The sequence below is a fragment of the Cognatazoarcus halotolerans genome (assembly GCF_009800965.1).
Lineage (GTDB): Bacteria > Pseudomonadota > Gammaproteobacteria > Burkholderiales > Rhodocyclaceae > Cognatazoarcus > Cognatazoarcus halotolerans.
Genome location: NZ_WUAF01000011.1, coordinates 50,945 through 62,736, shown reverse-complemented (window position 1 = coordinate 62,736; position 11,792 = coordinate 50,945). Strand labels below are relative to the sequence as shown.

At 60.9% G+C, this 11,792-nt stretch carries 11 protein-coding genes; 3 read left to right on the top strand and 8 right to left on the bottom strand.

Features of this window, described 5'->3' with window-relative positions; all coding sequences use genetic code 11:
* Positions 1-11 precede the first annotated feature (11 nt).
* Positions 12-488 carry a 4Fe-4S dicluster domain-containing protein gene (locus GQB03_RS14565; protein WP_159690805.1) on the bottom strand — a complete coding sequence of 159 codons (477 nt, stop codon included), beginning with the start codon at positions 486-488 and terminating at the stop codon, positions 12-14.
* A gap of 316 nt (positions 489-804) precedes the next feature.
* Between GQB03_RS14565 and moeA the strand changes: the two genes are divergently transcribed.
* The 3 genes from moeA to tal all read left to right on the top strand — a co-directional run bounded on the left by moeA (position 805) and on the right by tal (position 4,071).
* The gene (moeA, locus tag GQB03_RS14560; RefSeq protein ID WP_159690803.1) at positions 805-2,058 is read left to right on the top strand and encodes a molybdopterin molybdotransferase MoeA; all 1,254 of its coding nucleotides are present in this window, start codon (positions 805-807) and stop codon (positions 2,056-2,058) included.
* A 39-nt stretch (positions 2,059-2,097) separates the two neighbouring features.
* Entirely contained in the window at positions 2,098-2,856 is a 759-nt protein-coding gene (locus GQB03_RS23260; protein ID WP_235027076.1) for a pseudouridine synthase, read from the top strand.
* A 138-nt stretch (positions 2,857-2,994) separates the two neighbouring features.
* Complete coding sequence (tal, locus tag GQB03_RS23255; RefSeq protein WP_235027075.1) at positions 2,995-4,071, top strand: transaldolase; 1,077 nt, start codon at positions 2,995-2,997, stop codon at positions 4,069-4,071.
* 47 nt (positions 4,072-4,118) lie between these two features.
* Here tal and GQB03_RS14550 read toward each other — a convergent pair whose 3' ends face one another.
* From GQB03_RS14550 to GQB03_RS14520, 7 genes are all read right to left on the bottom strand, one after another.
* Positions 4,119-4,427, bottom strand: coding sequence for a DUF3135 domain-containing protein (locus tag GQB03_RS14550; protein ID WP_159690801.1), 309 nt, complete (start codon positions 4,425-4,427; stop codon positions 4,119-4,121).
* A gap of 173 nt (positions 4,428-4,600) precedes the next feature.
* A complete protein-coding gene (locus GQB03_RS14545; RefSeq protein WP_200832237.1) occupies positions 4,601-6,496 on the bottom strand; it encodes a chemotaxis protein CheA in 1,896 nt (631 codons plus the stop codon).
* Between the two features lie 83 nt (positions 6,497-6,579).
* A complete protein-coding gene (gene cheZ, locus GQB03_RS14540) occupies positions 6,580-7,452 on the bottom strand; it encodes a protein phosphatase CheZ (RefSeq protein WP_159690799.1) in 873 nt (290 codons plus the stop codon).
* Between the two features lie 36 nt (positions 7,453-7,488).
* Positions 7,489-7,887, bottom strand: a complete 399-nt coding sequence (gene cheY, locus GQB03_RS14535; protein ID WP_159690796.1) for a chemotaxis response regulator CheY — start codon at positions 7,885-7,887, stop codon at positions 7,489-7,491.
* A gap of 14 nt (positions 7,888-7,901) precedes the next feature.
* Positions 7,902-8,849: a chemotaxis protein gene (locus tag GQB03_RS14530; protein ID WP_159690794.1), complete on the bottom strand. Its 948-nt coding sequence runs from the start codon at positions 8,847-8,849 to the stop codon at positions 7,902-7,904.
* A gap of 19 nt (positions 8,850-8,868) precedes the next feature.
* On the bottom strand, positions 8,869-9,834 hold the full coding sequence (locus GQB03_RS14525) for a chemotaxis protein (protein WP_159690791.1): 966 nt from the start codon (positions 9,832-9,834) through the stop codon (positions 8,869-8,871).
* Positions 9,835-10,026: 192 nt separating this feature from the next.
* The gene (locus GQB03_RS14520) at positions 10,027-11,703 is read right to left on the bottom strand and encodes a methyl-accepting chemotaxis protein (protein ID WP_235027074.1); all 1,677 of its coding nucleotides are present in this window, start codon (positions 11,701-11,703) and stop codon (positions 10,027-10,029) included.
* Positions 11,704-11,792: the final 89 nt, after the last annotated feature.

The following is an 11,792-nucleotide window of genomic DNA, read 5'->3' as shown; positions in this document are numbered from 1 at the left end:
ATCGCGCCCTCCTATTCAACCGCAACCGCGGTATTGGCCCTGGCGGCCCACTGGCGCATCCGGTCGAGTCCGGTCCAGTCGGCATTCACGTAAGTGATGGCACCCGTGGGGCAGGCAGTCGCACAAGCGGGATTGTCACCGCAGAGGTCGCATTTCTGGACCTTGCCGGTGTCCTGGTTGTAATTGATCGTTCCGAACGGGCAGGCGATCGTGCACACCTTGCAGCCAACGCAGATGTCCTCGTCGACCACCTTTGCGCCGGTCGACAGATCAACGCGGATGGCGTCGACCGGGCAGGCATTGAGACACCACGCCTCGGTGCACTGGGTACACGTGTAGGGCACCTTGCGGCCCTCGTGTTCGAAATCGAAGATCTTGATACGGGATTTGGCGGGGTTGATAACGCCGGTGTGCTCATATGAGCAGGCCATCTCGCACTGCAGGCAACCAGTGCATTTGGCCGGATCGATGTGCAGGGATTTCCACATGGACCAATGCCTCCTTTAGTGACGTCTGGTTCGGGCTCATGGTCTCTGTCGGACCTTCGGCACTGCGCGCGCCTGCATTGATCGCCCGCTCATTCTCCCCTCGCCCGTGGCGCTGCGCGGAACGAACGCGACCGACACGGATAGGAATTCCCAGAATACGCGCGAGTGTTCCATTGTCAATGCCCATGAGGGTTTCAACGGTATTCGGCACGTCCCTGCAAACCGGCAATGTGTGATATTTATCGCACTTCCGAAACCATCTTGCCGGACCGCTCGAAACCTCACGCCCGGCAGACATCTCAGGATCCGTTCGAACATGCAAGCAAACCCGGCTCCAGCGCTGAAGCCCGACCGCCAGTCACTTTCGGTGGATGATGCGCGACGTGCAATCCTCGACGGCATCACCCCCATCGAAGGCTGGTGCAGCGTGCCGGTTCGCACCGGGCTGGGCCGGGTTCTTGCCGAAGACGTGATCGCACCGTTCAACGTACCGGCCCATGACAATTCGGCGATGGACGGATACGCCGTCCGGGCCGCCGATCTGCTGGAAGACGCCGAGACCCGGCTCGGCGTGGTCGGTACTGCGCTCGCCGGCGTGCCATTCTCGGGATTGATCGGCAAGGGGCAGGCGGTACGGGTGATGACCGGCGCCGTGCTGCCGCGCGGAGCAGACTGCGTCGTCGTACAGGAGATTACGCGGACCGAGAATTCGGAAGTGATCATCCCGGCCGGGCAGCGTTCGGGACAGAACATCCGGCGCGCGGGAGAGGATCTGGCACAGGGCGCCGTGGCACTGCCGAGCGGCAAGCGGCTGGGCCCGGCCGAACTTGGCTTGATCGCCTCACTGGGTATCGCGGAGGTCAAGGTACGGCGGCGCTTGAGGGTTGCGTTCTTTTCCACCGGCGACGAGATCGCGTCGATCGGGTCTCCCCTCGCGCCGGGGCAGATATACGACAGCAATCGCTACATACTCTTTGGCGTTCTGAGCCATCTCGATTGCGAGCTGCTCGACATGGGCGTGATTCCGGATCAACCTGCCGCACTCGAGAAGGCTCTTGTCGATGCGGCGGCCAGCGCCGACGTCATTCTCACCAGCGGTGGCGTTTCGGTCGGCGAGGCAGATTTCATCAAAGCGCTGCTGCAGAAACTCGGTGACGTCGCCTTCTGGAAGATCAACATCAAGCCGGGCCGGCCGATGGCTTTCGGAAAGATCGGGACCACCCTGCTCTTCGGCCTTCCCGGCAATCCCGTTGCGGTCATGGTCACTTACTACCAGTTCGTACTGGATGCCCTGCTCAAGCTGATGGGTGTAGCGCCGTTGCCCGAGCGCCCATTGCTCGAGGCTGAATGCACCGGTCACATCCGCAAGCAACCCGGACGTCGCGAGTTCATACGTGCAAGCCTGCACCGCAGCGAAGGTGGCTGGAAGGTCGAACCAACCGGGGCGCAGGGCTCGGGCGTGCTGCGCTCGATGTCGGAAGCCAACTGCTTCATCGTCCTGCCAGAGTCGTCGGCCAACGTCGCCCCGGGGAGCGCAGTCCAGGTTCAGCTCTTCGAGGGATTTTCCTGACCACCCGGACGCACCGGCCCACTTGAAGCACCACCCGCAGTGCTACCCATCCTGTTCCGCGATGAACATATCATCGCCATTCACAAGCCGGCCGGTCTGTTGGTTCATCGCAGCGAACTGGACCGCAACGAAACCCGCTTTGCGGTCCAGTTGCTGCGTGACCAGATCGGCCAGCATGTTCACCCGGTGCACCGCCTCGACAAGGGGACCTCGGGCATCCTGGTTTTTGCGCTGGACCGCAGCACGGCGGCCCTGCTCGGCAGCCAGTTCGAGTCCCGGGCAGTGATCAAGCACTACCTCGCCGTGGTGCGCGGGCACCCAGCTGCCACGGGCCACATCGACTACCCCTTGAGCCGCCGTCGCGACGATGCCGAAAGGTCCCGTCATGCAGCCAGCGATGCGCCTCAGCCGGCAATCACCGACTTCACCCGCCTTGCGACCATCGAACTCCCTTGGGCGATCGACCGCTATCCGCGTAGCCGTTATGCGCTGCTGGCCCTCGCACCGAAGACCGGACGGCGCCATCAGCTCAGGCGCCACATGAAACATATCGCGCACCCGATCATTGGTGACGCAACCTTCGGCAAGGGCATACACAACCGCAGCTTCCAGGAAAGGCTGGACAGTCACCGACTGCTTCTGGCCTGCGTCGAAATGACGTTTACCCACCCGGCAAGCGGGAAACCGGTCTTGCTGACAGCCCCGCCATCCGAGGATTTTTCTGCATTGCTCGGTCGCCTTGGCTGGACCGAAGCACTTCCGGTCAGCTGGCGGAACAACCGGTCGATCAACGGCTGACCAAGGACCCGGGAGCGTCCGCCGGAGCGGGTCTGGCGTCACCGCCCGCGGAAGGGTTCGCACCGACAGACATGACAACTTTCGCCCGTCACACTTTTCGATGCACAATACTTCATTACCGTAGTCCAGCGCATTGCCATGAACCCTCTTCTCGAAGTACGAAAACGCGGCCAGCAAATCTGGCTCGACAACCTCTCCCGGACCCTTCTGAACGACGGCGAACTCGCCAGCCTGATTGCAGACGACGGTCTTGCCGGCGTCACCACCAATCCGGCAATCTTCCAGAAGGCGATCACGGCGGGTCGCTACTATGCGGAAGAGCTCGAGGCGCTCAAGGAGAAGGACCTGTCGGCTGAAGCACGCTACGAACGACTCGCCGTTACCGACGTGCAACGCGCGTGCGACATGCTGGCGCCGGTGTTCGATCGTTCGCGTGGCGACGCGGGTTACGTCAGCCTCGAGGTTTCACCAGCACTGGCAAACGACGAGGCCGGAACCGTTGCCGCGGCAAGACGTCTGCGTGAGGCGGTCGACCGTCCAAACGTACTGATCAAGATTCCTGCCACCAACGCCGGCATCCACGCCATCCAGACCCTGATTGGCGAGGGGGTCAGCATCAACGTCACGCTCATGTTTTCGCTTGCAGATGTGGACGCGGTTGGCCAGGCGTACATCAGGGGCATTGAACAGCTGCGTCAGTCCGGCGGAGATATCTCGAGCGTAAAGTCGGTCGCAAGCGTTTTCCTGAGCCGGGTGGACACTCTGGTCGACAAGCGGCTCGAGGCGCTCGGTGGCGATGCCACCACACTGTGTGGCTACAGCGCGGTGGCGATGGCAAAGCTCGCCTACCAGCGCTATCTCACGCGCTTTCACGGCCCTGAATTCGCCGATCTGCTCAATGCAGGTGCGCGTCCGCAGCAATTGCTGTGGGCCAGCACCGGCACCAAGAATCCCAGCTACGACGATCTGCTTTACGTCGAGCCGCTGATCGGAAAGGAAACGGTCAACACCGTGCCCGACGCAACCCTTGCGGCCCTTCGCGATCACGGCAAGGTCGCCGAGACCATCACCAAGGATCTGTCACGGGCCGAGTCCCAGTTCACCCAACTGGAAGCGCTCGGCATAGACATGAACGCAGTCGGCGAAGAACTCAAGGCCGACGGGCTACGGCAGTTCGAAGTCGCGTTCGAGACCCTGCTGGCGACGACTGCCTGACCGAACCGGCATCGCCCGGGCGATGCAGCAAGACCCGGCGCAACGGTTTACTTGTGAGGCCCTTGCTTCAAGGATCGGGACAACTGCTCGGTTTCCCGCTGCAGCTCAAGCAAGCGATCGCGCATCGCTTCGAGACGGTCTTCTATCAGACCGAGCAGTTGACGCGTTGCCTTCAGAGGCACCCCGGCCAGAGCGCGGGTCGCATCGACATGCGCCTGCAGCTCGCGCAGCCGTTCTGCCTCCTCGGCCGGATGAGCATCGATGAACTCCGAAATCACCCGGTCGCGCTCGCGGTAGTACCGCGCGGGTTCGCGGCAAGCCAGCTCACACCAATGATCGAAGTCAAAGTCCGTCAAGATCCGCCCCGTATGCCAGATTGACGGCGCCGCGCGTGCCGGAGAAAACCGGAACCCGGCCGCGGAACGGCACCAATGGGGAGGATCCTAGGTCAGACAGGCACACACAGACAAGCGACCTCCGTCACAAAGCGTGACGCAGGTCGCCAGCCGGGGGAAACGGCCAGGGTTGGTCAGGCCGCCATGGGCACCTGCCGGATCAACCGGCTGCGGGGCAGACCACGTTGCTCGCCCTGCGATCCAAGAAGTTCCTTCATGTCGAGAATCAGCACGATCTGTCCATTCGACAGCGTCGTCACACCGGCAACGCCCTTGGGCCGGAAATCATCCAGCGATTTGATCACCGCGTCTTCGCGCCCCGCAAAGCTGTCGATGGCGAGGATGAAGCTGTGTTCCGCTGCCTGCATCAGCACGCCGTATTCAGGAGTCTGATCGATCTCCCAGCCGAGCATGGTCGCCAGCGGGAGGATCGGGAGCACCTCGCCACGCACCACCATCGTGGCGCGCCCGCCCACTTCCTGCACCTGCTCGATCTCGATCGGCAAGATTTCGCGAACCATCGATAGCGGTACCGCCAGCGGCTGCTCTCCGACCCGCACCAGCAAGACCGGCAGGATTGCGAGCGTGAGTGGCAGATTGATCACGAAAGTCGTGCCCTTTCCGAGCGTCGAGCTGATATCGATGGTCCCGTTGAGCTTCTGGATGTTGGTGCGGACAACGTCCATACCAACCCCGCGCCCCGAAACGTCCGAAACCTGGCTTGCCATCGAAAAGCCGGGCAGGAACACCAGATTGTAGCTCTGGCGTTCGTCCATCATGTTGGCCTCTTCATCGGTGATGAGGCCTTTTTCGAGCGCCTTGGCGCGCAATTTCTCGGCGTTCATGCCGCGCCCGTCGTCTTCGATCAGGATGACGATGTGGTCGCCTTCCTGCCGTGCCTCAAGACGCACCATCGATTTCAGCGGCTTGCCGTTGGCTGTGCGCTCGGGTGCATCCTCGACACCGTGATCGACCGCGTTCCGGACAAGGTGGATGATCGGATCCGAGAGATCCTCGATCATTGTCTTGTCAATCTCGGTTTCCTCGCCAGCCAGCACCAGCTCCACATCCTTGCCGAGACTGCGGGCGAGATCGCGGGCAATTCGCGGGTATTTCTGGAACAGGCGGCCAATCGGCTGCATGCGGGTTTTCATGACCGCGTTCTGCAAGTCGGAGACAAGGAGATCGAGCTGACTTACCGCGATGTCGAGCGCATGCACCGTCTCGGTGTCGGTCTTGCCATTGAGGATATCGCTACGCAAGGCGTTGAGTCGGTTCTTCGTGAGGCCGATTTCGCCTGACAGGTTCAGCACCTGATCGAGTCGGGTTGTATCGACACGAATCGAGTTCTCGCGAGTCTTCTCCGAATCGCGGCGCCCCCCGGGACCACTGTAGCCTGGCTTGTCGCTGGCACGCCGCCCCACCGCTGCCTGGATGATCTGTTCCGGTGTCTTGCCCGCGACGTCGGCATGTACCGGCTCGGCGACGGTAACGGGTGTTTCGACCTTCACGACCGGAGTGCCCGTCACGATCGCGTGCAATTGGTCCCAATCGGGACCGCTCCCAGCATCGAGCAATTCGCCCGCCGCCGGAGTATCGAGCTCCGGGTCCATCGCTTTCACCGGCGCCACACCGAGATCACCTGCGATCGCGCACTTGAGCTTGTCGATCAGCTCGGCACTCGCGGCAGCCGGTTGCCTTCCGGCCTCGAGGCTGCCGAACATGTCGCGGACCACGCCGGTTGCGGCGAGGATGACATCCATCGTCTCGGTCGAGATTTCGAGCTCACCGTTACGCAGTTTGTCGAAGAGGTTCTCGGTCAGGTGGCACAGGGTGACCAGCTCGGTGGCATTCAGGAAACCCGCACCACCCTTGATGGTATGAAAACCGCGGAAGATATCGTTGAGCAGGCCACGATCCGCCGGCGTCCGCTCCAGATCCACCAGCTTGTTGTCGACACCCGAAAGCAGGTCCCCCGCTTCGACGAGGAAATCCTGCAGAAGATCTTCCATTCCGGCGAAATCGCTCATTATCCCTTGCTCCCATCCGCACTATCCGCACACAAACGGCGCGAACCACGTGTTCTTGCTGCCACCATTCGGCTTGCGCCCGATCAGAATCCCAAGCTCTCGAGCAGATCGTCCACCTGCTCCTGACTGCTCACCACGTCGTCGCGCCCCGCGGCGTTGATCACCGGGCCGTTCATGAGACTCGACGACTTCTCGCCCTTGCGCTCGGCTGGCATTGATTCGATCAACACCTGAAGCAACTGGCTCTCGAGCCGCTGTGCCAGATCGATCACCCGCTTGATGACCTGCCCGGTCAGATCCTGAAAATCCTGCGCCATCATGATTTCGGTCAGCTGCGAATTGGTGGCCCGGCTGTCCTTTACCGTTTCACCAAGGAAAGTCCGGGTTTCAACAGCAAGCGTCTTGAAGTCGTCTGCCGAAAGCTTGTTCGCGAAAACAGACTCCCAACGGGCATGAAGTGCACCGGCACGCGCTTCGATCCGTTCCTGGATCGGTTTGGCGATATCGGTTGCGTTCAGCACCCGACTGGCCGCCTGCTCGGTCATCTGCGAGATGTACAGAAGCCGCTGGCGTGCGTCCGGAATCGACTCGGCCGCCTGCTGCAACGCCTGGTCGTAACCGAGCTCGCGCAAGGTGTCGTGAAGTTGCCGCGTCATGTGGCCAATGCGATTGAAGACGGCATCGCCCACCTGCTCCGGCGCGTGGGCGTGATCCAGACTCTCCGCCGAGGCCAGTGCCTCTGCACCGCCCGCTTGATCTTCGCCGGCGGCAGGCATGTCACCAAACTCTGCAGCAACCGAGTCGAACAGCGACTGGAGTTCGTCATCATCGCCGGAAGCGGTGACGTCATTGATCACTTCGAGTCGGGGTTTGACCGGGCTGGAGGCAATGCTGTCAAACAATGCCTGCAGATCGTCACTATCACCCGACTCATCGAATTTCAGCCGCTTCGCCATTTCCCGGCTCCCTTAAGTTTTTTGATCGGTCCGTTGTCAGGCAGCCTTCTGGCCCATCTTTTCGAAGATCTTCTCGAGCTTCTCCGACATCGTCGCTGCAGTGAAGGGCTTCACGATGTAACCACTGGCACCTGCCTGAGCTGCGGCAATGATGTTTTCCTTTTTCGCTTCGGCCGTGATCATCAGCACCGGCAGATGTTTGAGATGTGGCGTAGCCCGGATCGACTTGAGCAAGGTCAGGCCGTCCATGTTCGGCATGTTCCAATCGGTGACTACGAAATCGAAGGCGGCCGAATTGAGCTTCTGCAGGGCGACGAGACCATCTTCGGCCTCATCCACATTCGAGAAGCCAAGCTCCTTGAGCAGATTGCGCACGATTCGGCGCATGGTGGAAAAGTCATCAACAACCAGGAATTTCATTTTTGGATCCGCCATCATGTTCTCCGGAGTCAGCCCTTGGCGGGCTTCAACAACATCGGACGCAGCGTATCGGCAAGTACATCCGCGTCGAATTTTGCGATATAGCCATCCACCCCAACCCGTTTGCCCATGGCCCGGTTCGCTTCGGACGACAACGACGAATGCATCACCACGGGAATGCCCTCGAAACGCGCGTCGTTCTTGATGTTGCGGGTCAGCACGTAGCCGTCCATTTCGGGCATCTCGGCATCGACAAGAATCAGATCCAGGTCGCGTCGAAGATCCCGGCCAGTCTGCTGAGCGTGCCCGGCCATTCCTTCGAGCCGGGTCCAGGCTTCCAGACCATTGACCGCGTGTTTGTGCTGAACCCCGAGCTTGTCGAGGACTTCGGCAATCTTGCGGCGTGCGACGGCCGAATCATCGACGAAGAACACATTGACCGTCTCGCTCCCACCGAGCGGGTCGATATGGCCGATTGCCCCTTCGCCGAAAGTATTGGCAAGGATCGTTTCGACATCGAGGATCGAAACCAGCTTGCCGTCGGGCATTTCCGTAATCGCCGTGACATAGCCCTGCGCTCCGCCCGATACGTTGTCCGGGGAGTGCACATTCTCCCAATCGACCCGGATGATCCGGTCGACTTCATGAACGAGGAAGCCGAGCGTCCGCTTGCTGTATTCGGTCACCATCATCGATCCGCCCTGCTCGCTCGCACGGTCGTCCAGTTGCAGGATCTTGGCCAGTGCGAGCACCGGAATGACGTTGCCACGCAACGAAATCAGTCCTTCGACGCCCGCCGGCATGTTCGGGGACTTGGTAATGAAGGGCGTCTTCGAAACCTCTCGCACCTTGAATACGTTGATACCGAAGGTTTCGCCGGTACCCAGCGAAAAAAGGAGGATCTCCATGCGATTCGAGCCGGCCAATCGGGTGCGGCCATCGACGGCGTCGAGGAGTGTGTTGTCAATGCGATCCATTTTCATCTCTCTGCACGATTCAGGCAGCGGCATTGACTGCCGCACGGCCGATCAGCCGGCGCAGCGTCTCGGCAAGCCGCTGCGGTTCGAATTTGGGAACATATTCATCCACCCCCACCGACCGTCCAAGCTGCTGATTGGACATTCCGGACAGCGACGAATGCATGATCACCGGTATGCCGCTGAAGCGCGGATCAGACTTGACCAGCTTGGTCAGGATGTAGCCGTCCATCTCGGGCATTTCGACATCGGTAAGAATCAACTGCACCATGTCGCTCACTTTGCGATCCGAACTCTCGGCAAGCCTGGCCATCCGTTTCAGTTCGTCCCAGGCGGCGCGGCCGTTCACCGAGGCAATCGAGCGCACGCCAAGAACCCCGAGCGTGCGCTCGATCTGTTTGCGTGCCACCGAAGAATCATCCGCATAGAGGATCGTGACGTCGCTCTCCTGCATCGGCTCGATACTCTGGAAAACAATCTCGTCATCGTAGCGAGCGGTTTCGGACAACACCTTTTCAACATCCAGCATCATGATCAGGCGGTTGTCGGCGAGCTCGGTCACCGCGGTCACGAGCCCACCGAGATTGGCCGTCATCATGTCGGGTGGAACACGCATCTGCGCCCAGTCGAGACGCAGGATCGTATCCACCGCCTCCACCAGGAACCCCTGGGTGTGTCCGTTGTATTCAGTCACGATCATGATTTCCCGCGGCGACTCGTTCGCCATTCCCGCGTATCTGGCAAGATCGACAACCGGCACCAGCGCGCCGCGCAGACTGACCATGCCCTCCACGGCAGAAGGCATCTCCGGTGCAGCGGTAATCGCCGGGGTACGCATGACCTCACGTACCTTGAAGACGTTGATGCCGAAGGTCTCGCGACGCCCGGTACGCGCATCGACGCCCAGCGAAAACAGGAGTATCTCCAGTTTGTTGGTCCCGGCAAGGCGGGTTCGTGCGTCGATGTTCTTGAACAGCTCAGACATTCGATCTCTCCGTCAAGAACCGCCCGCAGAACACTGGAGCGGCTCCAAAACTTTATCTGTTGGAATTAACGGCAGCCCCCAATCCGACTTGAAGTTTTTTTCAAGCTCTGTGGCGGACACGAAGCACGCGCCGCAGACAAAGCGACCCGCACGGGGCGGGTCGAAAACGGACGCAGAGGGAGGGAGTGCGGCCTACGCCCGGTAGCCAATCCGGAATCCGCCCCAATGGCGTCCGGAAACATGAACGGGGGACGAGATGTCGTGCATGATCTCGCCAGTGTCCCGACGATAGGTCTGGATCAGGAAAGGCAGTTCATGACTGCCACATTTCTTTCCTACCGGATCATCGAAAATCCGCTTGGTACGATTGCCGACGAAATCGACATCGTAGTTCCCGGTCAACGGCCGGCTGAAGCACTTGTTGTGCGTCGGGACATAACCACGCCGGTCGCAGCCGATTGCATAGACGATGTGCGGATTCTGTTCCAGCAGCGCCTCCTGGATGGCCGGGAATATCCTGTCAGTGACTTCATCGAAACCGGTTCTGTATTTTTGCGGACGGGTGTTCGGAATTGCCTCGTAGCGTTCCGCAAACAGGTCCTCAAGCGAAATCTGGCCACGTTCGATCGCCTGATCGAGAGCAGTGGCAATCGCCAGGGCCGCCTGGTGAGCGATCGCCGGCATGCGGTCGTGCACGGCGATCGCTTCCTCGCCGGACGCACCGAGTCGAAACACGTTGCTTATCTCGTGAAGATTTGCAGCGAGGCTCTCGAGACCATGTGCCTCGCTTAGCGTATTGGCGGCCTGCTCCGAGTTCCGTCCCGCAAGATCCATGATGTTGGTTACATGGGTCGTGACCACCTCGGTCTCACGACTCTGCTGATCGATTGCAGCCGCCATGTCGGCCACATCGTCCATGGTCTTGCGCGCTCCGACCTGGATGTCCTGTAACGAATCCGAAGCACGGCCCGCCAGGGAGGCCCCGTCGGATGCCAGTTCGCTGACGATCCGGGTCGCGTCGATCGCTTGGGCCGTCTCCCGCCGGATCGCTTCGATCAGGGTGCTGATTTCACCGGTCGCCCCCGAAGTTCGCTCGGCGAGCTTGCGCACTTCGTCCGCGACCACCGCAAAACCCCGGCCTTGCTCACCCGCCCGGGCCGCCTCGATGGCGGCGTTGAGTGCCAGCAAGTTGGTCTGGTCCGCAATCTCGCGGATGACCTTGACGATACCGCTGATCTCCGAAGATCGCTGCCCGAGCGCCCCGATCGTAAGCGCCGACTGGGCCACCGACTCGGCGATACGCTCAATCTTGGTACTGGCTTCACCCACGACCGCCACACCGTCAACCGACAGCGCCTGGGCGTTTTCGGCATTTTGCGCAGTGCGCTGGGCCCGATTGGTTATCGACGTCACACCCGCGTTCATCTCATCAATCGAACGGGCCATTTCGCTCGCCACAGTATGTTGGCGATCCGAACCATCCGCCACCAGCCTGGCATGCTCCGACAGCTCATCGGCGGCTGCGGCAACCCGGCGCGCATCGAAAATGACTTTGCCCACGATGCCCTGAAAGCTCTCGACCAATCCGTTGAAGCTGGTCGCAAGGCATTTCATGTCGCCACCGGCAGCTGTAACCCTTCGGGAGAGGTCGCCGTCTCGACGCATCGCATCGACGACTCTGCATATCTCTCCAAGCGGCACGGTCACTTGCTGGCGCAAATACAGTGCCAGGACGGACACTACCAGCAGCCCGAAGACACCCGCTCCCGCGACCGTCGAAACACCGACCTCCGCGCCAGTCAGCGCGGTCACCGCAAAGCTGCCCAGTGCGATCGGCACACTCATTGCCCACAGTCCGGCGTGTTTCATACACCCTGTCTCCAATTGGCCGCGGAAGATTGCGGTGCCGCTTTCGGGCTCCGCCTCTAACCATCATGAAAGGTGTATCGTCCGGACAG